Origin of the sequence: Geobacillus sp. GHH01 (assembly GCF_000336445.1) — a bacterium.
GTDB classification, from domain to species: Bacteria; Bacillota; Bacilli; order Bacillales; family Anoxybacillaceae; genus Geobacillus; species Geobacillus zalihae.
The window spans coordinates 257823-281698 of the sequence record NC_020210.1 but is presented as its reverse complement, the minus strand read 5'-3'; the positions used below and the strand labels follow the sequence as shown (position 1 = coordinate 281698).

The window sequence follows — 23876 nt, the reverse complement described above, 5'->3', positions numbered from 1 at the left end:
CGGCCGGCTTCGACCAGCCGGCAGCCGCTCACTCCAACCCTAAGCGGGCAAAAATCGTATCGACATGTTTCAAATGATGACGATAATCAAAACAATCATCGAGTTCCTCTTTCGTCAGCTGGCTCATGATCCGCTCATCCGCTTCAAGAAGCGAGCGGAACGGCACTTGTCTCTCCCACGCTTCCATCGCTTTCGGCTGCACCAAATCGTACGCCTCCTCGCGCGTCATCCCCTTGTCGATCAAGGCAAGCAAGACTCGCTGTGAATAAATGAGCCCGAACGTGCGCTCCATATTTTTTTTCATGTTTTCCGGGTACACAAGCAAATGTTTCACGATATTCGCGAATCGGTTCAACATATAATTCAACGCAATCGTCGCATCCGGCAAAATGATGCGCTCGGCCGACGAATGGGAAATGTCGCGTTCATGCCAAAGCGGCACGTTTTCGTACGCTGTCACCATATACCCGCGGATGACGCGCGCCATGCCGGTCATGTTTTCCGAACCGATCGGATTGCGCTTATGCGGCATCGCTGATGAGCCTTTTTGTCCTTTGGCAAAAAACTCTTCGACTTCGCGGACTTCGCTTTTTTGCAAGCCGCGAATCTCGACGGCAAATTTTTCAATCGATGTCGCAATTAAGGCCAATGTCGCCATATAGTAAGCGTGGCGGTCGCGCTGCAGCGTCTGCGTCGAAATCGGCGCCGGCGTCAAGCCGAGTTTTTCACAAACATACTGCTCCACAAACGGATCCACGTTGGCGTACGTGCCGACTGCGCCGGAAATTTTCCCTACTTCCACCATCTTGGCTGCTTGTTCAAACCGCTCCAAGTTCCGTACCATCTCGGCATACCAAAGCGCCAGCTTCAGCCCGAACGTCGTCGGTTCGGCATGAACGCCGTGCGTGCGCCCCATCATGACCGTGTATTTATGTTCGCGCGCTTTCTCTTTCAGCACTTGAATGAAGTTTTCCAAATCACGCCGCAAAATCGCGTTCGCCTGCTTTAACAAGTAGCCGAGCGCCGTATCGACAACATCGGTCGACGTGAGACCATAATGCACCCATTTTCGTTCTTCCCCAAGCGTCTCAGAAACGGCGCGGGTGAAGGCGACGACATCGTGGCGCGTTTCTTCTTCGATTTCCTTAATGCGGTTGACGTCAAACGACGCGTTTTCACGCAGGCGGCGGACATCTTCTTTTGGGATGACGCCAAGCTCGGCCCACGCCTCGCACGCGAGCAGTTCCACCTCAAGCCATGCCTTAAAGCGGTTTTCCTCGGTCCAAATCGCTCCCATTTCCGGTCTTGTGTAACGTTCAATCATCCTCGTTCCAGCCTCCGATCATGCCAAATTTGCCACGATTCGATTCGCGCCAACGCCGCCTCGACATCGTCTGCCAGCACCGTCACATGCCCCATTTTCCGCTTCGGCTTCGCTTCGTGTTTGCCGTACAGATGGACGTAGGTCCCCCCGTCGAACGCACCGATATGCCGAATGACCGGCTCGACGTGCTCGCCTAAAATATTGACCATCACCGCCGGCTTCAACAATTCGGTCGATCCGAGCGGCCAGTTGCAAACAGCGCGGATGTGCTGGGCAAACTGCGACGTCGCGCATGCATTGATTGTATAATGTCCGGAGTTGTGCGGTCTAGGGGCCAGCTCATTAATATAAATATCCCCGTCCGCAGTCAAAAACATTTCCACCGCCAGCGTCCCAACGAGCGAAAACGATGCGGCCAACACTTCCGCGTAGCGAATGGCCCGCTCTTGCACGCTTTCCGGAATTCGGGCCGGAACGATCGTTTGATGCAAAATGTTCTCGACATGAACATTTTCCGCCACTGGAAAAACAGCCGTCTCACCATCGAGGTTGCGGGCGACAATGACCGACATTTCCTTCACAAACGGCACCCAGCCTTCCAAAATGCATGGGCCAAGCCCAAGCAAATCAGCCGCTTTGGCTAGATCGCCTTCGCCGCGCAGCACATATTGCCCTTTGCCGTCGTAGCCGCCGCGCCGCGTTTTCAAGACGCACGGAAAGCCGATCATGGCAACGGCCTGTTCCAACTCATCCCATCCGTCCACTTCCCTATACGGCGCCACCGGCAACCCGGCCTCCACAATCGCCGCTTTCTCCAACGCCCGGTCTTGTGTCACCGCCAGCAGTCGGCTTCCTTGCGGGACATAGGCGTTTGCCTCCAGCCACTCAAGCGCTCGCGCATCGATATTTTCAAATTCGTACGTAATGACATCGCTCACGCAGGCCAGTTCAGCGATGGCGTCCAAATCATGATAAGGCGCCGTAATCTCCACATCGGCCACTTGCCCGCACGGGGAGTCAGGCGTTGGGTCGAGCACGGCAATGCGAAAACCCATCTCGCGCGCCGCCAAAGCCATCATCCGCCCGAGCTGCCCCCCGCCGATGATGCCGATCGTCTGCCCAGGAACGATCCGTTGCTTAGTCAAATTGATCACTGCTTTCTACGATTTGTTTGCGAATCGCTTCCCGCCGAGCTTTGAGCGCCTCCATATAGCGTGGCTCAAGCAGTCCAAGAATCGATGCGGCGAGCAGTCCGGCGTTGGTCGCCCCCGCCTTGCCGATCGCCACCGTCGCTACCGGCACCCCGCCTGGCATTTGCACAATCGACAATAACGAGTCAAGTCCATTCAATGCTTTTGACTGCACGGGCACCCCAATCACCGGCAGCGTCGTTTTCGCCGCGATCATCCCCGGCAAATGAGCCGCCCCGCCAGCGCCGGCAATGATCACGCGGATGCCGCGCTCCTCGGCTGTCTCCGCATACCGAAACATCTCATCCGGCGTCCGGTGCGCCGATACGACTTTTTTCTCAAACGGAACACCCAATTCCTCCAAAATGGCGCAAGCATGTTTCATCGTTTCCCAATCCGAATGGCTTCCCATGATCACCCCAACGAGCGGGCTCATACCGTTTCACTCCTTTTGCTAGCACAACAAAACCCAGAACATGCGTTCCCATCCGTAAACGAGGGAAAGCATCGTTCCGGGCTTTGACAGTTGCTGATCGAAAAAAAGCCAAAACCGATCCTTTCCCTCATAGTCCAATCATTTACGGTGATTGGGTAGAAACTTTTGGGCCATATTCCCAAAATTATATGAGGGATCTTCTCATACACTATGAAGTTACCTTTATAGTAGCAGGTTTTTTTTCGGCGTGTCAAGGAAAAAATCGAACATTTAGTATTTCATCAAAGCAAATGTTCGTGTTTTTTGAATCACCAAACGAAGAAGACGGCATATGATGAAGGAGCGGAGGAGGGAGACGTTATGACCAACGAAAATCCATTTATGCCGTTTTCCGATTGGACAAAACATTGGCAGCAATTTTTTCAAAATGATTTTTGGGGAAGCATCCAGCCGTTGCTGCCGTCATCGAACAAGCCATCATCCGGTATGAACATTTACAAAAAAGACAACGAGCTGCTCGTTGTCATCAGCCTCCCGGGGCTCGAAAAAATCGAAGATGCAGAAGTGTATGTATCATACAAAACGTTGGAAGTGAAGGCAACCATTAATCTAAACTTCAAAGGGTTTGAGCTAGTAGAAGAAGGCCTTTTCCAAGGCCAATTCCAAAAAACAATTCCACTGCCGTTCGCCGTCAAAGAGGACCGCATCGAAGCAACATACCATAACGGCCTGTTGTTCATCCACCTGCATCGACTCATCCCTGACGAGCCGAAAAAGAAAATTGTCATCAAAAGAAGCGAATAATCTCCCCCACGAGTCCAAAAAAGGAGATACCTGCCTTTCCGAAAAAAATAAAAAAAGAGGGTGTCCATGCCGTACAGGACACCCTTACGCGAGTTTCCGTTTCCTATCGCTTTTATGAAAAAGGGGGTCTAGGAAACGATGATCACGCTTTACATTTTGGGGGAGAGGATTGAAAATGGCGTCATTCAAAATGACTCATTTCCCATTAGGCAAAAATAATGAGAGAACCATTCAGCTCCCTCATTTTTTTGCCTGCCTAGCAGCGACCTACTCTTGCAGGGGCGCTGGCCCCAACTACCATCGGCGCTGGAGGGCTTAACTTCCGTGTTCGGGATGGGAACGGGTGTTTCCCCTCCGCCATAGCCACTAGGCAAGCGGTTGGATTTTGACATCATTTATTATACTTGAAAAACAAACAATGTCAAGAAGGAAATTCATTCCTTCAAAACTAGATAACCGTCGGAAGAAGCCGCTCGCCTGCGCTTTTCGCATTGTCCAGCTCCGGCTCGCCGCCGCTCGGGGTCAAATAACCTTCGCCTTCGGGATGTGAACATCCCTGCAGGCGAAGAACATTTGCCCGTCGCGGCGACCCGCTCGCCTGCGCTTTTCACTGTCTAGTTCCGGCCGCCATCGGCTCGCGACGCTTCGGTCCTGCTGCGGCGGCGACAGCCTCCTCGCAGGCCCTCCAGCGCACCTCGCCGATAAGCGGGCGGCCTCCACTTTTCTTGCTGTCCAGTTCCAGCGCCTAGCTCTCTTCTGCCAAATAACCTTCCCCCTCGGGGTGCAAGCACCCCTGCGGGTGAAGAACATTTGGCTTCGAGAGCTAATCGCGGCGCTTCCACTTTTCTAGGTTAAGCCCTCGATCGATTAGTATCCGTCAGCTCCACGTGTCGCCACGCTTCCACCTCGGACCTATCGACCTCGTCATCTTCGAGGGATCTTACCCGCCTGACGCGGTGGGAAATCTCATCTTGAGGGGGGCTTCACGCTTAGATGCTTTCAGCGCTTATCCCGTCCGCACATAGCTACCCAGCGGTGCCCCTGGCGGGACAACTGGTACACCAGCGGTGCGTCCATCCCGGTCCTCTCGTACTAAGGACAGCTCCTCTCAAATTTCCTCCGCCCGCGACGGATAGGGACCGAACTGTCTCACGACGTTCTGAACCCAGCTCGCGTACCGCTTTAATGGGCGAACAGCCCAACCCTTGGGACCGACTACAGCCCCAGGATGCGATGAGCCGACATCGAGGTGCCAAACCTCCCCGTCGATGTGGACTCTTGGGGGAGATCAGCCTGTTATCCCCGGGGTAGCTTTTATCCGTTGAGCGATGGCCCTTCCATGCGGAACCACCGGATCACTAAGCCCGACTTTCGTCCCTGCTCGACCTGTCCGTCTCGCAGTCAAGCTCCCTTGTGCCTTTGCACTCTCCGAATGATTTCCAACCATTCTGAGGGAACCTTTGGGCGCCTCCGTTACCTTTTGGGAGGCGACCGCCCCAGTCAAACTGCCCGCCTGACACTGTCTCCCACCCCGCTAAGGGGTGCGGGTTAGAATTTCAATACCGCCAGGGTGGTATCCCACCGCCGCCTCCACCGAAGCTGGCGCTCCGGCTTCCCAGGCTCCCACCTATCCTGTACAAGCGATACCAAAATTCCATATCAGGCTGCAGTAAAGCTCCACGGGGTCTTTCCGTCCTGTCGCGGGTAACCTGCATCTTCACAGGTAGTATAATTTCACCGGGTCTCTCGTTGAGACAGCGCCCAAGTCGTTACACCTTTCGTGCGGGTCGGAACTTACCCGACAAGGAATTTCGCTACCTTAGGACCGTTATAGTTACGGCCGCCGTTTACTGGGGCTTCGGTTCGCACCTTCGCTTCCGCTAAGCGCTCCCCTTAACCTTCCAGCACCGGGCAGGTGTCAGCCCCTATACGTCGCCTTTCGGCTTCGCAGAGACCTGTGTTTTTGATAAACAGTCGCTTGGGCCTTTTCACTGCGGCTCTTCAGGGCTCTTCACCCCAAAGAGCACCCCTTCTCCCGAAGTTACGGGGTCATTTTGCCGAGTTCCTTAACGAGAGTTCTCCCGCGCGCCTTAGGATTCTCTCCTCGCCTACCTGTGTCGGTTTGCGGTACGGGCACCTCTTCCCTCGCTAGAGGCTTTTCTTGGCAGTGTGAAATCGGGGACTTCCGGATCACTCCGTCGCCGTCACCGCTTGGCCTTATGATCCGCGGATTTGCCTGCGGATCAGCCTCACGGCTTGGACAGGCTCTTCCAGCCGCCTGCTCGCCCTATCCTCCTGCGTCCCCCCATCGCTCAAACGGGAAGAAGGTGGTACAGGAATCTCAACCTGTTGTCCATCACCTACGCCTTTCGGCCTCGGCTTAGGTCCCGACTAACCCTGAGCGGACGAACCTTCCTCAGGAACCCTTAGGCTTTCGGCGCAGAGGATTCTCACCTCTGTTTTCGCTACTCATACCGGCATTCTCACTTCTAAGCGCTCCACCAGTCCTTCCGGTCTGGCTTCTCTGCCCTTAGAACGCTCCCCTACCGATGACCAACGGTCATCCCGCAGCTTCGGCGGCACGTTTAGCCCCGGTACATTTTCGGCGCAGAGTCACTCGACCAGTGAGCTATTACGCACTCTTTAAATGGTGGCTGCTTCTAAGCCAACATCCTGGTTGTCTTTGCAACTCCACATCCTTTTCCACTGAACGTGCACTTCGGGGCCTTAGCTGGCGGTCTGGGCTGTTCCCCTCTCGACCACGGATCTTATCACTCGCAGTCTGACTCCCGGGCATAAGTCATTGGCATTCGGAGTTTGACTGGGTTCGGTAACCCGGTTTGGGCCCCTAGCCCAATCAGTGCTCTACCTCCAAGACTCCTAAACCCGAGGCTAGCCCTAAAGCTATTTCGGGGAGAACCAGCTATCTCCAAGTTCGATTGGCATTTCACCCCTACCCACACCTCATCCCCGCACTTTTCAACGTGCGTGGGTTCGGGCCTCCAGCCGGTGTTACCCGGCCTTCACCCTGGACATGGGTAGATCACCTGGTTTCGGGTCGACGACGACGTACTCACACGCCCTGTTCAGACTCGCTTTCGCTGCGGCTCCGCCTCTTCGGCTTAACCTCGCACGCCATCGTCACTCGCCGGTTCATTCTACAAAAGGCACGCCATCACCCATCAACGGGCTCTGACTACTTGTAGGCACACGGTTTCAGGTTCTCTTTCACTCCCCTCCCGGGGTGCTTTTCACCTTTCCCTCACGGTACTGGTGCACTATCGGTCACTAGGGAGTATTTAGCCTTGGGAGATGGTCCTCCCTGCTTCCGACGGGATTTCCCGTGTCCCGCCGTACTCAGGATCCGCTCGGGAGGGAACGAAGTTTCGACTACAGGGCTCTCACCTTCTCTGGCCGGCCGTTCCAGACCGGTTCGTCTACCCCGTTCCTTTCTCACTCCCATTGTGAGCGGTCCTACAACCCCAAGAGGCACGCCTCTTGGTTTGGGCTGTTCCCGTTTCGCTCGCCGCTACTTAGGGAATCGCATTTGCTTTCTTCTCCTCCGGGTACTAAGATGTTTCAGTTCCCCGGGTGTGCCCTCCATGCCCTATGGATTCAGGCATGGATACTGCCCCATTACGGACAGTGGGTTCCCCCATTCGGACATCTCCGGATCAACGCTTGCTTACAGCTCCCCGAAGCGTTTCGGCGTTTGCCCCGTCCTTCATCGGCTCCTAGTGCCAAGGCATCCACCGTGCGCCCTTTCTAGCTTAACCTATTGCGCTCTCGGCTTCTTCCTTTGCGTTTCCGGTTATCTAGTTTTCAAGGAACGAGACTGCTTCTTGAATTTGCTTCTCTGCAGTCTTGCATCGAGGAATCCCACTTCCTCGAATCTGCTAGAAGACGCAGATGCAAAGTTGCTGCCTTGAACCTGCTTCTTCGCTGGTTTGCGTCGAGGAATTCGGCTTCTCCGAATCCGCTTGTAGACGCAGACGCAAACGAGACTACTTCATTGAATTCACTTCTCTGCAGTCTTGTGCCGAGGAATCTTGCTTCCCTGAACCTGCTAGCACACGCAGGCACAGGCGCTTTTGAAGGAACTTTTCATTCCTTCAAAACTGAACGAAGCGACTGCCTTGAGTCTGCTTCCTTGCAGCTTTGCGCCGAGGAATCCATCTTCCTTGAATCTGCTAGAAGACGCAGGCGCAAAACAAGTGAAGGAATTTCTCATTCCCTCAAAACCGAACGAAACGAAAGCGCGATTAGTTAATGGTTGGCCATTGCGGCCTCCGCTTTTCGGATTGTCTAGCTCCGGCTCGCCGCCGCTCGGGGTCAAATAACCTTCGCCTTCGGGATTGTAAATCCCTCCAGGCGAAGAACATTTGCCCATCGCGGCGAAACGCTCGCCTTCGCTTTTCTCCTTAGAAAGGAGGTGATCCAGCCGCACCTTCCGGTACGGCTACCTTGTTACGACTTCACCCCAATCACTTGCCCCACCTTCGGCGGCTGGCTCCCTTGCGGGTTGCCTCACCGACTTCGGGTGTTGCAAGCTCTCGTGGTGTGACGGGCGGTGTGTACAAGGCCCGGGAACGTATTCACCGCGGCATGCTGATCCGCGATTACTAGCGATTCCGGCTTCATGCAGGCGAGTTGCAGCCTGCAATCCGAACTGAGAGCGGCTTTTTGGGATTCGCTCCCCCTCGCGGGTTCGCAGCCCTTTGTACCGCCCATTGTAGCACGTGTGTAGCCCAGGTCATAAGGGGCATGATGATTTGACGTCATCCCCACCTTCCTCCGACTTGTCGCCGGCAGTCCCTCTAGAGTGCCCAACCGAATGCTGGCAACTAGAGGCGAGGGTTGCGCTCGTTGCGGGACTTAACCCAACATCTCACGACACGAGCTGACGACAACCATGCACCACCTGTCACCCTGTCCCCCCGAAGGGGGAACGCCCAATCTCTTGGGTTGTCAGGGGATGTCAAGACCTGGTAAGGTTCTTCGCGTTGCTTCGAATTAAACCACATGCTCCACCGCTTGTGCGGGCCCCCGTCAATTCCTTTGAGTTTCAGCCTTGCGGCCGTACTCCCCAGGCGGAGTGCTTATCGCGTTAGCTGCAGCACTAAAGGGTGTGACCCCTCTAACACTTAGCACTCATCGTTTACGGCGTGGACTACCAGGGTATCTAATCCTGTTTGCTCCCCACGCTTTCGCGCCTCAGCGTCAGTTGCAGGCCAGAGAGCCGCCTTCGCCACTGGTGTTCCTCCACATCTCTACGCATTTCACCGCTACACGTGGAATTCCGCTCTCCTCTCCTGCACTCAAGTCCCCCAGTTTCCAATGACCCTCCACGGTTGAGCCGTGGGCTTTCACATCAGACTTAAGAGACCGCCTGCGCGCGCTTTACGCCCAATAATTCCGGACAACGCTCGCCCCCTACGTATTACCGCGGCTGCTGGCACGTAGTTAGCCGGGGCTTTCTCGTGAGGTACCGTCACCGCGCCGCCCTCTTCGAACGGCGCTCCTTCGTCCCTCACAACAGAGCTTTACGACCCGAAGGCCTTCTTCGCTCACGCGGCGTCGCTCCGTCAGGCTTTCGCCCATTGCGGAAGATTCCCTACTGCTGCCTCCCGTAGGAGTCTGGGCCGTGTCTCAGTCCCAGTGTGGCCGGTCACCCTCTCAGGCCGGCTACGCATCGTCGCCTTGGTGAGCCGTTACCTCACCAACTAGCTAATGCGCCGCGGGCCCATCCGCAAGTGACAGCCCAAAGGCCGCCTTTCAACCAAAGACCATGCGGTCTTCGGTGTTATCCGGTATTAGCTCCGGTTTCCCGGAGTTATCCCGGTCTTGCGGGCAGGTTGCCCACGTGTTACTCACCCGTCCGCCGCTGACCGAATCAAGGCAAGCCCCAATCCGGTCCGCTCGACTTGCATGTATTAGGCACGCCGCCAGCGTTCGTCCTGAGCCAGGATCAAACTCTCCAAAGAAAGTTGATTGGCTTTTGCTTCGGCGCCTAGCTCTCTGCTGCCAAATCACCTTCCCCCTCGGGGTGCAAGCACCCTCCGGGTGAAGTACATTTGGCTTCGGGAGCTAATCTCGGCGCCTCAGCTTTTCTATCGCGCTTCGTTTCGTTCAGTTTTCAAGGAACGAGCTTATCCTTTATTCGCATTTGCTTTATTGAGACATCCATTATCTCAAAAGCGACTCTTATAATATATCATCCCTTTTTGTTTATGTCAATATGTTTTTTGTTTTTTCGCCGCATTGAAGCGGCTTTACCAATATAGCATCTCCATTTTGATGTGTCAACAGTTTATTCAAGATTTTTTCTTTCGGCCCCAAACTCCCTTATTCACATTTCTTCCATTCTCTCGCTAACATCCCGTACACAACATGGTCGACAAAATGATCGTAAAGCCACTCCGCATCTCGAATCGTCCCTTCATTCGTAAATCCCAGCCGTTCAGGAATCGCTCTGCTCCGTTGATTTTCTACCGCACAGCGGATTTCGACACGATTCATCCCTTGTTCAACCAACAAATAGTCAATGCACGCCTTGCATGCTTTCGTCATCAATCCCATTCCTTGAAACGATTCGCCAAGCCAGTAGCCAATGCTCGTTTTTCGATTTACTCGATCAATATAATGAATTCCAATGACACCGGCCAATTGGCCACGATGCCAAATCCCTGCCTCAAAACCATTGCCAGCAGCAAATTTCTGCAATCCTTGACCGACCTTTTAGGACATACAAAAAAGACTGCTCTGAAAGGCTATCCAACCTGCCTTTTGGAACAGTCTTGCGTCTCCGTTACTATTCCCGCAAAAAGACGAAGTAACAAATAAAAACGACAAACAGCACATACAACAGCGGATGCACGTCTTTGCCGCGGCCTTTTAAAATCATCGTGATCGGGTAGAAGATGAAGCCAACGGCAATCCCAGTGGCGATGCTGTAGGAAAGCGGCATCGTGATGAGCGTGAAGAACGCCGGTACAGCGACTTCGAACTTCTTCCAGTCAATTTCGCCGATCGACGAGGCCATTAATACCCCGACGATGATGAGCGCTGGCGCGGTGACCGGTGCGGTAATGACGCTTAACAGCGGCGAGAAGAACAACGCCAGCAAGAACAAAATCCCCGTCACAACGGCCGAAAACCCAGAGCGTCCTCCGGCGGCGACGCCGGCTGACGATTCGATGTACGATGTCGTCGTCGATGTGCCAAACACCGCCCCCACCATCACTGCTGTCGCATCGACAAGCAGCGCTTTGCCGGCGCGCGGCAGTTTGTTGTTTTTCAACAGCCCGGCTTGGTTGGCCACTGCCAAAAGGGTGCCGGTCGCATCGAAAAAGTCGACAATAAAGAATGTCAAGACGACGCCAAGCATTTTCAGCGAAAGAATATCTGGCAAGTGTTCAATCGCGACGCCGAACGTCGGGGAAATGTCCGGGATCGCGCCGACAATTTGTTTCGGCACTTCAATCAGTCCGAAAATCATGCCAACGACAGCCGTAATGACCATGCCGTAAAAGACGCCGCCGTTTACCTTTTTCACCATTAAAACAACGGTGATGAACAATCCGAAAATGGCGAGCAGCGTATTGCCATCCTTCAAATCGCTCAATCCGACCAGGGTGGCGTCGTTATTCACAATAATGCCGGCGTTTTGCAGGCCGATGAACGTGATGAACAGCCCAATTCCGGCGCTGACGGCATATTTCAGTTCAACGGGAATGGCATCGATGATTTTTTCTCGAATGCCGGTGAGCGATAAAATCGTAAAAATGATGCCGGAAACAAACACTCCCGCCAAGGCCGTTTGCCACGGAATGCCCATATGCAGCACGACGGTGAAGGCGAAAAAGGCATTCAGCCCCATCCCAGGCGCCAAGGCGATTGGATAGCGGGCCAACACTCCCATCAAAATCGATCCGTACGCCGCTGCCAAAGCCGTGGCGACAAACACGGCGCCTTGGTCAATGCGCAGTTCGTCAGGAAAATCTTTCACAGCCCCTAACGACAAGGTAAATGGGTTGACGAACAAAATGTACGCCATCGACAAAAACGTCGTCAGCCCGGCGATAATCTCCGTTCGATAGTTCGTGCCGAGCTCATCAAACTGGAAGTACTTTCTCACGTCTGCCCCCTCCTATACATAAAATAAAAAACGCTTCTAGCAGCTACCAGAAGCGTTGACTAAGAAGGAATGACGAACAGAGAGAGGACATCGGCTCTCTATTTCACATCCCTCGTAGTCAAGCTATTTACGGTAGCTTGGTAGAAACTCCCGAGCCATATTCCCGGGATTATACGACGGAATTCAACAATATTCATGATTCCACGGCTATTGTATCAGCCTGAAGATGACCTGTCAAGAAAAAAGACGAACATTTCTTTGGAAATGTCCGTCTTTTGTTCGTTTTTATTCCCACTCGATCGTTGCCGGAGGCTTGCTTGTAATATCGTAGACGACGCGGTTGACATGCGGCACCTCATTGACGATGCGCGTTGAAATCCGCTCGAGCACATCCCACGGGATGCGGGCCCAATCGGCGGTCATCCCGTCGATCGAGGTCACCGCGCGGATGGCGACCGTATAATCGTACGTGCGGGCATCCCCCATCACCCCAACGCTGCGAATGTCGGGAAGGACGGTAAAGTATTGCCAAATTTCGCGGTCCAACCCAGCTTTTTTCACTTCTTCGCGCAAAATGGCGTCTGATTCGCGAACGATTTCCAATTTTTCTTCCGTCACTTCTCCAAGAACACGGATGCCAAGCCCTGGCCCCGGGAACGGCTGCCGCCAGACGATTTCGTCTGGGATTCCTAGTTGCGTGCCGAGTGCACGCACTTCGTCTTTAAACAGCGTATTGAGCGGTTCGATCAGTTCGAATTTCATATCTTCCGGCAAACCGCCGACATTATGATGCGATTTGATCGTTTGCGCCGTCGCCGTGCCGCTTTCGATAATGTCGGTATAGAGCGTGCCTTGCACTAAAAATTCAATGCCTTCAAGCTTGGCCGCCTCGTCGTCAAATACGTAAATAAACTCGTTGCCGATGATTTTCCGCTTTTGTTCCGGGTCCGTAACCCCTTTGAGTTTCGCCAAAAAGCGGTCTTTCGCATCAACTTTAATGACATTCATTTGGAACTGCTCACGGAACGTCTTCATGACGCTTTCGGCTTCACCTTTGCGCAAAAGGCCATGGTCGACGAAAATACAAGTAAGTTGATCGCCAATGGCGCGGTGCACCAAAACGGCAGCAACCGACGAATCGACTCCGCCGCTTAAGGCGCACAGCACTTTTTTTCCGCCCACTTGTTCACGGATGCGGCGCACCTGCTCATCAATAAAGTTTTCCATCGTCCAGTCGCCCCGGCAGCCGCACACCTCAAAGACAAATTTCTTCAATAGATCATTGCCGTATACCGAGTGGCGCACTTCTGGATGGAATTGCACTCCATACCATTTTCGCCGTTCGTCACTCATCGCAGCAATCGGGCACGAAGGGCTCGTCGCATCGACAGCGAAACCAGCCGGCGGAGCGGTCACCAAATCGCCGTGGCTCATCCAAACGACTTGCTCGTCCGGCAAACCATGAAAAAGCAAAGAATCGTTTTTCACTTGGATGAGCGCTTTGCCGTATTCACGGTGCGTCGCTTTTTCCACCTTACCTCCTAAATGGTGCGCCATCAGCTGCATCCCGTAGCAAATCCCTAAAATCGGCAGCCCCAGCTCAAAAATCGCTGGGTCGCATGTAAACGCTCGTTCATCATACACGCTGTTTGGACCGCCCGAGAAAATGATTCCTTTGGCGTTCAGCGCACGAATTTCCTCAGCACGGATCGTGTGCGGATGCAGTTCGCTGTAGACACCAAACTCTCGGATGCGGCGGGTAATCAGCTGGTTATATTGACTGCCAAAGTCCAAGACGACGATCATTTCTTGGTTCATGTTTTCCACCCCGTCAAAAAAATAACGCTGCCATTGCCCAAAACATGGATGAAGGCAGAATAGCAGCGTCTTCTGCCTTCATAGTCGGGCCGTTTACGGCGGCCCGGTAGAGACGCGCAAGCCATATTCTTGCGCTTATATGAAGGGCTTTCGTCTATCCGTATGCAAATTTGAGTTCATTCTATCAACTTGCCAGCATACGGTCAAGAGATCGTCCTTTTTATTAAATTTTCCCACAATTCCACCGCTTCACGGACATTGGCTTGCTTGATTCCCGTTCCGTATACGGCGCGTTCATATAGTTTCGTCAACCGATTCATTTCATCTGTTTCAAACAGGCGATCCACTTCGGCGGCGTATTGACGCAGCGTTTCATGCGGCCGACGCTTAAGTCCATAATCTTGCAAATGGCGAAGAAGCGCCCCGTACGCAGAAATGAGCCAGGCGGCCCCATCGAGTTTCCGGCGGCGGAACCGAAACAGCGTAAAGCGCGGCCACCATTTCCGCCTTGTCGCATAGGCCGCTCCGCCCAACACGGCCAACACGACCAGCGTGGTCAACCCCATTTTCCACGACCAAACATCCGCCAGCTTCTCCCACCAATGCTCCCCCTGTGCCGTCGAAGGTTGCTCAAGTAATTGATCGAGCGGCACACGCGGCGTTTCCCGTTCTTCCGGCTGCAGCTGTGGTTCTGGCTCCTCTGGATTCGAAGCGGCAAGCGAGAACGCATATGGATTGACAAACCCTTGCGTCGGTTCAAATGGCACCCAGCCGATGCCTTCAAAATACACTTCGACCCATGAATGGGCGTCGTTGTTGCGCACTTCATAAACCGATTGCCCGTCTTGTTCCCCAACCAACCGTCCGGATGTGTACCCTTTCACCCAGCGCGCTGGAATGCCCAGTGTGCGGACGAGCACCGCCATCGAGGTGGAAAAATTGTCGCAATACCCTTGCTTCGTCTCAAATAAAAACTGGTCGACGTAATCTTGATCAGGCCCGGGAACAGCGACGTCCGTCGTTTCGTACGTGTATCCGTTCAGATGGAAGTATTGCTCGATCGCTTTTACCTTGTCGTACACGGTTTCTTTTCCATCAGTAATTTGCTTCGCCAACTCGCGAACCCGCTGCGGAAGCGTCTCTGGCAATTGCGTATAACGTTTCAAAAAGGGCGGGTCTTGGACAGGAGGAGCGGCGCGCAATGCCTCAATCGGAAAATCTGGCTCCATATACGTCAGCATATACTGACGGATCGGAAGCGCGTTGGCGTTTTGATCGCTCGTATAAATTTTTTCCGTCGCCATATGCATGCGGTAGACGATATGGTCAGACGTTTGCACCTGTTGCAAGCCGAGCGGATAGACGAGATGAAACGCCTGGTCTTGGCGGGTGATTTCCGCCGTCTGCTCGACCGTCTTGACTTTGTCGCTCCACCATTCATACCTAATCAGCTCACCGTTTCCAAACGACTGGACTTGTTCGCTTTGAAACGCTTCCCACCCTTTTCCCGTGTAAATGTCTTTCGTTTCGACGCGCCAATAATGACGGCCTTGGTCTTTGGCAATGAAAACGACGGCATCATCAGCAATAAACGGCCCGCCGAGGCGGGAATCATTTTGCCCATATCCCACTTTTGCCACACCAGGAGAAGGTGAGTCATCGTTCGTTTCTTCCGGCTGGGCGTGATAGCTGCGGATAAACGCCACCGGATCCGGCCATTGCGGCGGCAGCTTCGGACCCGCATACCCAACCGCAAGAGCGACGGCAGGAATGAATAGAGCGGCCGCCCGCCACTTTCCGATGCGAAAAGACGGCGCTTTTGCCTGCAGCTCTTCGCCCTGGAGCCAAACGAAGGCAAAAAAGCCGAGCGCAACAAGACGAAGGATCGCCCCGTTGCCGCTATATGGCAGAAACGTATCAAGCACAGCGATATACCCAACTGTCAACGCGTATGGGACAAACCACCGATTCCGCCGTACAATAAGCCAATGCAACAGGAACGAAACGGCCCATAACAGCAGAAAAAAGACAAAGGTGCGCAGCGCATCACCCGGCATAGAAGACCGGTCGCCCAACAACCAGACGGTGCTATCCCGCCAAAGCGCATGAGGCAAAGCGGCGATCGAAGCAAAAGAAAATAGACGAGAAAGCGCCCACCATATATAAACCATTTTCCCGAGCGCGGAAAGCCATATGGGAACACGGAGCAAATGAAGTCCGAAACAAAGGGCGACAAATGATACAAACACGCCTATATGCGCTGTATCGGTGACGGCCTCTAACGGCCAAAGCCATTCCGTGAGCAGCCAAGCGGCTAGGGCGTTAGACAGCACGGTAGATAACATGTTTGCCCCTAACGGTCTCATCCGTCTCCTCCTCCTTGCCGGACGGTTTGCAACGCCTGCGGGTCAATGCGCGATACGTACACTCCGCTGCGGCGAAGCCTGTCCGCCCAATTCCGCTCATCCTCTCCCCATTCACGGTTGACAACATACAGAACAATATGGCGTTTTGGCGCCATTGCTCGCAGCTGCCCGGCCAACTGGGCGGACAACGCGGACGTCACAATGATGCAACCAGCAGCCGTCCTCCAGTTCGCCTCCTCAGCTAAAACATGCGCGAGCGGCTCTTGGCCGCCGACGTCCACTTCCGCCAACCGGAGAAGAATCGACTGCCACTGTCCGTCATGGCGGCGCGGCGCTAAGAAAGAACGCTCTTTTCCAGCAACGAGCATCCCGACCGGCACCCCTTCATCTATCAACGCCTTCGATACGGAAGCCGCTAACGTGACAAGCTCCTCAAACCATGGAGACGCGGCGCCGTCGAGCACAACGATCCAATCGTCATTGCGCTGTTCATCAAACTCTTTGGTCATCAGTTCCTGTCTGCGCGCTGACGCCTTCCAATGCACCCACGACATTTTGTCCCCAGGCACGTATTCACGGGCGCCGGCCGCCACGGCCATATCGCGGCGATAGGCAAGCGTGCGCGCAGCTTTTCCTTGGGCAAACCATTCGCGCACCATCTCAGGCGGCCATTCGATATAACGTGGATAGACGATGACCGTGCACGGGGCATAAAACGATGCCGTTTTGTTCACCCAGCCAAAGACATCGCGCGCTTCCAAGCGAACAGCTTCCAATTGATGACGGCCGCGCGGCAAGGAAAGCGGCCATGTACAAGAAAGATGGCGGCGAAACGGCCAAGCAATCGCAATCATCTCTCCTCCGTGCTTCCACCCTTCCTCAGCAACAGCAAGCGCCGCCAGCGGAACCGCCCACGGCAACTCGATACGAACCATCACCGGAATCGATTCACCCGCATGGTAGCGCCGCGCCGGCACGGTTCGAATCACCGCAGCGCGTCTGAGCGGATACAAGGCGACGGCAAACGCATGCAGTCCAAACGGCAAAAAGCTGTAAAACAAAAACCAGCTGACAAATCCACCTTGAAACATGGCGTAGGAAAACAAGATTGCGGTCAACAGCAACAATCCAACAAGCGGGAGCCAACGCCTCCCCTTCTTCATTCGCTTCGCGTTCATCGCTTTTATCGCCGTCCTTGCACCGGCACCGGCGTACGGGCTAGAAGCTGTTTGATGACGGCAGTGGCGTCAAGCTTGTCCCATTTTGCTTCAGGACGAATCAAGAGACGGTGGGCGAGCACATGCGGAGCGAGCTGTTGCACATCATCGGGGATGACAAAATCACGGCCATGGATGAACGCGTACGCCTGCGCCGCCTTCATCAAAGCGGCGGCCCCGCGCGGGCTGACGCCCAAATAGACCGCTTCGTGCACACGGCTTTGCTGGATGAGATCGACGATATACCGCTTCACGGTATCGCTCACATGCACGTCGGCTACCTTTCGTTGCAGCGCAAGCAATTCATCAAGCGACATCACCGGGCCGATCTCCGCCAGCGGTGCCGTCTTTTCTAGACGGTTTAACATTTCGATTTCCTCGTCAGGGGACGGATAGCCCATGTGCAATTTCAACAAAAACCGGTCAAGCTGGGCCTCAGGAAGCGGGTACGTTCCTTCATACTCAATCGGATTTTGCGTCGCCATCACCAAAAACGGCTGCGGCAACACCCGGGTGACACCATCCACCGTCACACTTCCTTCTTCCATCGCCTCAAGCAGCGCCGACTGCGTTTTCGGCGACGTCCGGTTAATCTCATCAGCCAACACAATATGAGCGACAATCGGGCCGGGCTTGTACTCAAACTGCCGTTCTTTTGGATTATAGACGGAAACGCCGATCACATCGCTCGGCAGCAAATCCGGCGTAAACTGAATGCGCTTGAGCTCCACGTTGAATGATTTCGCCAGCGCACGCACAAGCATCGTCTTGCCGACGCCGGGCACATCCTCGAGCAGCACATGGCCTTTGGCCAATAACGCTGTTAAGCTGAGGATGATGACGTCGCGTTTTCCGACGATGACTTGCTCAATGTTGCGGACCACCTTTTCAAAAGGGGGAAGCAGCGGCTCGTAAATCGCCATGACATCAAACTCCTTTTATAGTAATGAATGGGTCTTTCAGCGGTAGACAAGGCGCAGTTTATACTATTACTATAATATCGAATATACTGAACTTTTGGAATCCATTTGCAACAAGGGGGAAGAGAAAAATGGGGAAATCGAAGTGGACGATGATCGGCCCGGGGCTGATCGTCGCAGCGACCGGAGTCGGGGCCGGGGATTTGGTGGCCGCTCTTGTCGCCGGAACGAACTACGGCCTTGTCTTTATGTGGGCGATCATCGTCGGTGCATTGTTCAAGTTTGTGTTGAATGAAGGGGTCGGCCGTTGGCATTTGCTCAGCGGCAAAACCATTTTCGAAGGCTGGCAGTCAATGGGGAAATGGGCCTCAATCTATTTTGGCGTGTACGCCATTATTTGGGGATTCGTATACGGCGCGGCCGGTACGTCATCGTGCGCCTTGGCGATGTCAGCGATGATCCCGTCCATTCCGCTTTGGGCGTGGGCCGTCATCCATGGGGTGGCTGGCTTTGCGATTACTTGGTCCGGCCGATTCCAATTGTTTGAGCGGGTCATGAATGTGCTCGTCGGGCTCATGTTCATTACCGTGGTCGGCTCGGCGCTTCTTGTCCTGCCGCAGCTCGATGATCTTTGGAAAACGGCCGTTCCGGATTTGCCGAAAGGGTCGCTTTTGTATGCTCTCGGGCTGATCGGCGGCGTCGGCGGCTCTATCACCATGGCGTCATACGGATATTGGCTGCAGGAAAACGGCTGGAAAGGGCGAGCTTACGTATCGCCGATGCGCTATGATTCCGCTGTCGCTTATATTGTCACCGCCATCTTTACGTTGTCGCTTCTCGTGCTTGGGGCCGCCTTGTTGTACGGCACTGACACGACGATCAGCGGCGAGCAGGGGCTTGTGTCATTCGCTTCGATCATGGGCAACGAGCTGCACCCGGCTGCCCGTTGGCTCTTTTTGCTCGGCTTTTGGTCGGCGTCATTTACATCGGTCATCGGCGTTTGGAACGGCGTTTCGTATTTGTTCGCCGATTTTGTTCGCAACATGCGGAAAACGCCGGTTGGCGCCGAATCGCTCAACCAGTCAAAAGCGTTCCGCTTCTACGTCTTTTGGCTCACCTTCCCGCCGATGCTCTTGCATTTCATCGGCAAGCCGGTCGGACTCATCATCGCCTACGGGGCGCTCGGCGCGCTGTTTATGCCATTTTTGGCTGTGACGCTTCTTTATTTGCTCAATTCGAAAAAAGCGCTTCCGGACGAAGGGCGCAACCATTGGCTCTCGAATGCGCTGCTCGTTCTTTGTCTGGCGCTGTTTGCCGTCTTGTCGATTAATGAACTCATTCGCCTGTTTGCTTAACATTTGCCCGGTGCAAAGCAGCCAGCTGGCGGCAGGAGGCTGTCTCAATGGAAAAACGCTCATCCCTTGAATCGGGATGAGCGTTTTTGGCCCGCCTATTCGCTCACGGCTGATCTACCCGTCGTTTTGTGCCGCTAAATCATCTTCTCCGGCCTCACCCATTCTTCGTACTGCTCAGCTGTCACATACCCGGTTTTCAATGCCGCTTCCTTGAGCGTCAACCCTTCGCGATGGGCGAGCTTCGCGATTTCCGCCGCCCGGTCGTAGCCGATACGCGGGCTCAACGCCGTCACGAGCATGAGTGAGCGGTCCACGTATTCTTTCATTTTCGCTTCGTTCGCCTCCAGCCCTTGGGCGCACCGTTCATCAAACGAGCGGATCACATCGCCGAGTAGCTGCACGGACTGAATGGCGTTATAGGCGATGACCGGCTTGAACACATTTAATTGGAAGTTGCCTTGGCTCGCCGCAAAGCCGATCGTGGCGTCATTGCCGAACACTTGCACAGCGACCATCGTCATCGCTTCGCTTTGCGTTGGATTCACTTTCCCCGGCATGATCGAGCTTCCGGGTTCATTGGCTGGAATCGTGATCTCCCCGAGCCCGGAGCGCGGCCCGCTCGCCAGCCAGCGGATATCGTTGGCGATTTTCATCAAATCGGCGGCGAGCGCTTTCAACGCTCCGTGGACATACACGATCTCATCATGGCTTGTCAGCGCATGGAATTTATTGGTTGACGAACGGAACGGATAGCCCGTCTGCGTTTTTAGCTGCTCGGCCACTTGCTCGCCAAATCCCGGCGGCGCATTGATTCCGGTGCCAACCGCCGTGCCGCCGATCGCCAAATCAAGCAGCTTCTCACTCGCCTCCATGATCATCGCCTTGCTTTTCTCAAGCATCGCCCGCCAACCGGAAATCTCCTGCCCAAATGTGAGCGGCGTCGCGTCTTGCAAGTGGGTGCGCCCGATTTTGATCGTCTTCCCATATTGGCGTTCTTTGGTCGCGAATGTCCCGATCAAGCCATCAAGCGCTGGCAGGAGGTGCGTTTGGATCTTCGTGAAGATCGCGATATGCATCACAGTTGGGAATGTGTCGTTCGAGCTTTGCGACATGTTCACATCATCGTTCGGGTGAATGCGCCCTTCCCCCTCATCCAGCAGCTCGCTCGCCCGTCTCGCCACGACTTCATTGACGTTCATGTTCGTCTGCGTCCCGCTTCCCGTCTGCCAGACGACGAGCGGGAAATGCTCATCCCATTGGCCCGCCAAAATTTCCTCGCACGCGGCGACAATTGCCCGCTGCTTCGCTTCGCTCAACTTCCCGGCTCGGTGGTTGACGATGGCCGCCGCTTTTTTCAGCTCGGCATACGCATAGATCAATTCCAACGGCATTGTTTCCGTGCCGATGTGAAAGTTTTGCCGGCTTCGCTCCGTCTGCGCCCCCCAGTACTTATCAGCCGGCACCTGCACCTCACCGAGCGAATCGCGTTCAATCCGCACGTTCATTCCATTCTCCTCCTTTGGATATCGCCTTTCCATTTCTAATTTTACCCAAAATCACAATCGACAATGAAACAAATGAGCAGGCAAAACGTCTAACTGAGAAAGGGGGAAACGACATGAAAAATAGATGGCTATGGCTCCTCATCGCTGTATGGCTGTCCGGTTGCCAATCGGGCGACATCCAACCGCCTGACTTACGATTGGCCGTCGACGGAGAGACAATCGACCACCGCCTCGGAACATATACATGGTCAACAGGCGGCCGCGGAGTCGTGGCCGACGCTGCCGCCCCGCCGCTGCTCGTGAAAAACATGAATCCCCATCCGGTTGCCCCTGGGGCAAAATTACACCTCCAATTTGACGACCGCCCGTTGACGATCGAAGCGGGTGTATGGAACGGCGGAGATGCCGACTGGCGCCCGGTGCAAAACGGAATCATTACTCTTCCGGAAAAGAAAGGGGCATACATTTATGCCATTCACGCCTCTTGGAAAAAAGGGGATGCGATTTATGCGTTTTTCATTGAGGTGCGATAACTAGCACAGCGGAGGAAAAGGTGCAATAGAATAGCGATATGAGGGAGAAACAACAGCTGCCCTTCACCCGATCAGCGGCTGTAAGAACACCTGGCTGAGGCATATATAGTCAAAAAGAAAAAGAACACCGGGGAACTCCCCCGGTGCTCCAAGGCTTTTGCGGCGAGATTACATCATGCCGCCCATATCCGGCATGTTGTTGTTGCCTTTGTTTTCTTCCGGTTTGTCGGCAACGACCGCTTCTGTCGTCAAGACCATTGCGGCGACAGATGCAGCGTTTTGCAGCGCCGAACGAGTGACTTTCGTCGGGTCAACGATACCAGCTTCGATCATGTCGACCCATTCACCTGTTGCCGCATTGAAGCCGATGCCCGGTTTTTCGTTTTTCAGGCGCTCAACGATGATCGAGCCTTCCAGACCAGCGTTTTGCGCGATTTGACGAACCGGTTCTTCGATCGCGCGCAATACGATTTTCACGCCGGTTGCTTCATCGCCTTCCGCTTCGATGGCAGCGACTTTGTTGTAGATGTTCATGAGAGCCGTGCCACCGCCGGCGACAATGCCTTCTTCAACAGCCGCACGAGTCGAGTTGAGCGCGTCTTCGATGCGCAGTTTGCGTTCTTTCAATTCTGTTTCTGTTGCCGCCCCAACTTTGATGACCGCTACGCCGCCAGCCAATTTCGCCAAGCGTTCTTGCAGTTTTTCGCGGTCGAATTCGGACGTCGTTTCTTCAAGCTGCGCACGGATTTGGTTGATGCGCGCTTTGATGCGCTCCGAATCGCCAGCGCCTTCGACGATCGTCGTCGTTTCTTTCGTAACAACAACTTTCGACGCACGGCCGAGCGAAGCGATCGTTGTCGATTTCAGTTCGCGGCCGAGCTCTTCGGAGATGACTTCACCGCCCGTTAAAATCGCGATGTCTTCGAGCATCGCTTTGCGGCGGTCACCGAAGCCAGGCGCTTTGACAGCTACCGCATTGAACGTGCCGCGCAGTTTGTTGACAACAAGCGTCGCCAATGCTTCGCCTTCAACATCTTCCGCAATGATCAAGAGCGGACGGCCTTGTTGCACGACTTGCTCAAGAACAGGCAACAGCTCTTGGATGCTCGATACTTTTTTGTCCGTAATCAAGATGTACGGATTTTCGAGAACGGCTTCCATTTTTTCCGTATCCGTAATCATGTACGGCGAAACGTAACCGCGGTCGAATTGCATCCCTTCGACAACGTCGAGTTCTGTCGTGAAGCCTTTCGATTCTTCGAGCGTGATGACGCCGTCGTTGCCGACGCGTTCCATCGCTTCAGCGATCAATTGACCGACTTCTTCATCAGCAGCCGAAATCGCAGCCACTTGGGCGATCGACTCTTTCCCTTTGATCGGTTTGGAGATGGCTTTTAATTCTTCAACAGCAACCGCAACCGCTTTTTCAATCCCGCGGCGGATGCCCATCGGATTGGCACCAGCAGCCACGTTTTTCAAGCCTTCGCGGATCATCGCTTGAGCCAATACCGTAGCGGTTGTTGTACCGTCCCCAGCGATGTCGTTCGTTTTGCTGGCGACTTCAGCGACCAATTTCGCGCCCATGTTTTCAAACGGGTCTTCGAGTTCGATTTCTTTCGCGATTGTTACCCCGTCATTCGTGATGAGCGGCGAACCGAATTTTTTCTCCAATACGACGTTGCGGCCTTTCGGACCTAATGTGACTTTCACTGCGTCTGCAAGTTTGTCCACCCCGCGCAACATCGCACGGCGCGCTTCTTCGCTGAACTTGATTTGTTTTGCCATACCCCGTTACCTCCTTATGAAATTGTTGGACTGCGTGCCACAAGTTAAGTATCCGATTAAGTACCCAGTATGTTTTCGGAATGTTTATGTGATGAACGCATATATTAGCGGATGACAGCCAAAATATCGCTTTCGCGCAAAATTAAGTATTCTTTGCCGTCGTATTTCACTTCTGTGCCCGCATATTTCGAGAAGATAATGCGGTCGCCAACTTCGACTTCCGGCGCGATGCGTTGGCCGTTATCGAGCACGCGGCCTGCACCGACAGCGACAACGCGGCCTTCTTGCGGTTTTTCTTTCGCCGTATCCGGCAGCACAATGCCGCTAGCCGTTTTTTCTTCTGTTTCCACGACTTCAATGACAATGCGATCGCCTAATGGCTTCAACACGGGAAACGACCTCCTTAACGATAGTTTTCGCCGTTCTTATTAGCACTCATCACTATCGAGTGCTAACACACTTATAATATTAATGAACTTCTTTCCG

Annotated in this window: 14 protein-coding genes, 3 rRNA genes, 1 pseudogene and 3 riboswitches; of the genes and pseudogenes, 3 read left to right on the top strand and 15 right to left on the bottom strand. The window is 54.2% G+C overall.

Translation table 11 applies throughout. From position 1 onward, the window contains the following. Nucleotides 1-28: 28 nt before the first annotated feature. Genes purB through purE form a run of 3 tightly spaced genes read right to left on the bottom strand, consistent with a single transcriptional unit; the run spans nucleotide 29 to nucleotide 2950 of the window. Complete coding sequence (gene purB, locus GHH_RS01505) at nucleotides 29-1324, bottom strand: adenylosuccinate lyase (RefSeq protein WP_015373810.1); 1296 nt, start codon at nucleotides 1322-1324, stop codon at nucleotides 29-31. After that, the gene (gene purK / locus GHH_RS01500; protein WP_015373809.1) at nucleotides 1321-2469 is read right to left on the bottom strand and encodes a 5-(carboxyamino)imidazole ribonucleotide synthase; all 1149 of its coding nucleotides are present in this window, start codon (nucleotides 2467-2469) and stop codon (nucleotides 1321-1323) included. The genes purB and purK overlap by 4 nt, the downstream gene beginning before the upstream one ends. After that, a complete protein-coding gene (gene purE / locus GHH_RS01495) occupies nucleotides 2462-2950 on the bottom strand; it encodes a 5-(carboxyamino)imidazole ribonucleotide mutase (RefSeq protein ID WP_013144125.1) in 489 nt (162 codons plus the stop codon). Before purE ends, purK begins: the two co-directional genes overlap by 8 nt. Before the next feature lie 110 nt (nucleotides 2951-3060). Next, a riboswitch (purine riboswitch) is annotated at nucleotides 3061-3162 on the bottom strand. Between the two features lie 148 nt (nucleotides 3163-3310). Here purE and GHH_RS01490 point away from each other — a divergent pair. Then, a complete protein-coding gene (locus GHH_RS01490; RefSeq protein WP_015373808.1) occupies nucleotides 3311-3754 on the top strand; it encodes an Hsp20/alpha crystallin family protein in 444 nt (147 codons plus the stop codon). Between the two features lie 254 nt (nucleotides 3755-4008). On the opposite strand, the gene rrf is transcribed toward GHH_RS01490, so the two are convergent. The 9 genes and pseudogenes from rrf to GHH_RS01445 form a co-directional block, all read right to left on the bottom strand. Continuing rightward, nucleotides 4009-4125 (bottom strand): 5S ribosomal RNA (gene rrf / locus GHH_RS01485). A 476-nt stretch (nucleotides 4126-4601) separates the two neighbouring features. Next, nucleotides 4602-7530, bottom strand: a 23S ribosomal RNA gene (locus GHH_RS01480). A 649-nt stretch (nucleotides 7531-8179) separates the two neighbouring features. After that, nucleotides 8180-9738: ribosomal RNA gene (locus GHH_RS01475) — 16S ribosomal RNA — on the bottom strand. Together the 16S, 23S and 5S rRNA genes form the textbook arrangement of a ribosomal RNA operon. Nucleotides 9739-10099: 361 nt before the next feature. Next, nucleotides 10100-10489 (bottom strand): annotated as a pseudogene (locus GHH_RS01470) (GNAT family N-acetyltransferase); the annotation flags it as partial. A 76-nt stretch (nucleotides 10490-10565) separates the two neighbouring features. Beyond that, nucleotides 10566-11891, bottom strand: a complete 1326-nt coding sequence (locus GHH_RS01465) for an NCS2 family permease (protein WP_015373806.1) — start codon at nucleotides 11889-11891, stop codon at nucleotides 10566-10568. A 95-nt stretch (nucleotides 11892-11986) separates the two neighbouring features. Beyond that, nucleotides 11987-12088: riboswitch (purine riboswitch) on the bottom strand. 88 nt (nucleotides 12089-12176) lie between these two features. Next, nucleotides 12177-13709 carry a glutamine-hydrolyzing GMP synthase gene (gene guaA, locus GHH_RS01460; RefSeq protein WP_015373805.1) on the bottom strand — a complete coding sequence of 511 codons (1533 nt, stop codon included), beginning with the start codon at nucleotides 13707-13709 and terminating at the stop codon, nucleotides 12177-12179. A 61-nt stretch (nucleotides 13710-13770) separates the two neighbouring features. Then, a riboswitch (purine riboswitch) is annotated at nucleotides 13771-13872 on the bottom strand. A 40-nt stretch (nucleotides 13873-13912) separates the two neighbouring features. Then, on the bottom strand, nucleotides 13913-16075 hold the full coding sequence (locus GHH_RS01455; RefSeq protein ID WP_015373804.1) for a transglutaminaseTgpA domain-containing protein: 2163 nt from the start codon (nucleotides 16073-16075) through the stop codon (nucleotides 13913-13915). Further along, nucleotides 16072-17253 carry a DUF58 domain-containing protein gene (locus GHH_RS01450; protein ID WP_015373803.1) on the bottom strand — a complete coding sequence of 394 codons (1182 nt, stop codon included), beginning with the start codon at nucleotides 17251-17253 and terminating at the stop codon, nucleotides 16072-16074. Before GHH_RS01450 ends, GHH_RS01455 begins: the two co-directional genes overlap by 4 nt. A gap of 5 nt (nucleotides 17254-17258) precedes the next feature. Beyond that, nucleotides 17259-18215, bottom strand: coding sequence for a MoxR family ATPase (locus GHH_RS01445; RefSeq protein WP_015373802.1), 957 nt, complete (start codon nucleotides 18213-18215; stop codon nucleotides 17259-17261). Between the two features lie 128 nt (nucleotides 18216-18343). On the opposite strand from GHH_RS01445, the gene GHH_RS01440 reads away from it, so the two are divergent. Further along, the gene (locus GHH_RS01440; protein WP_015373801.1) at nucleotides 18344-19567 is read left to right on the top strand and encodes an Nramp family divalent metal transporter; all 1224 of its coding nucleotides are present in this window, start codon (nucleotides 18344-18346) and stop codon (nucleotides 19565-19567) included. Nucleotides 19568-19701: 134 nt separating this feature from the next. On the opposite strand, the gene fumC is transcribed toward GHH_RS01440, so the two are convergent. Beyond that, a complete protein-coding gene (gene fumC / locus GHH_RS01435) occupies nucleotides 19702-21072 on the bottom strand; it encodes a class II fumarate hydratase (protein WP_015373800.1) in 1371 nt (456 codons plus the stop codon). Between the two features lie 113 nt (nucleotides 21073-21185). On the opposite strand from fumC, the gene GHH_RS01430 reads away from it, so the two are divergent. Then, nucleotides 21186-21605, top strand: coding sequence for a hypothetical protein (locus GHH_RS01430; RefSeq protein ID WP_015373799.1), 420 nt, complete (start codon nucleotides 21186-21188; stop codon nucleotides 21603-21605). Between the two features lie 168 nt (nucleotides 21606-21773). On the opposite strand, the gene groL is transcribed toward GHH_RS01430, so the two are convergent. Together groL and groES are read right to left on the bottom strand one after the other, a co-directional pair. After that, nucleotides 21774-23390: a chaperonin GroEL gene (groL, locus tag GHH_RS01425; protein ID WP_015373798.1), complete on the bottom strand. Its 1617-nt coding sequence runs from the start codon at nucleotides 23388-23390 to the stop codon at nucleotides 21774-21776. Nucleotides 23391-23494: 104 nt separating this feature from the next. Beyond that, nucleotides 23495-23779: a co-chaperone GroES gene (gene groES / locus GHH_RS01420; RefSeq protein WP_013144057.1), complete on the bottom strand. Its 285-nt coding sequence runs from the start codon at nucleotides 23777-23779 to the stop codon at nucleotides 23495-23497. Between the last annotated feature and the right edge of the window lie 97 nt (nucleotides 23780-23876).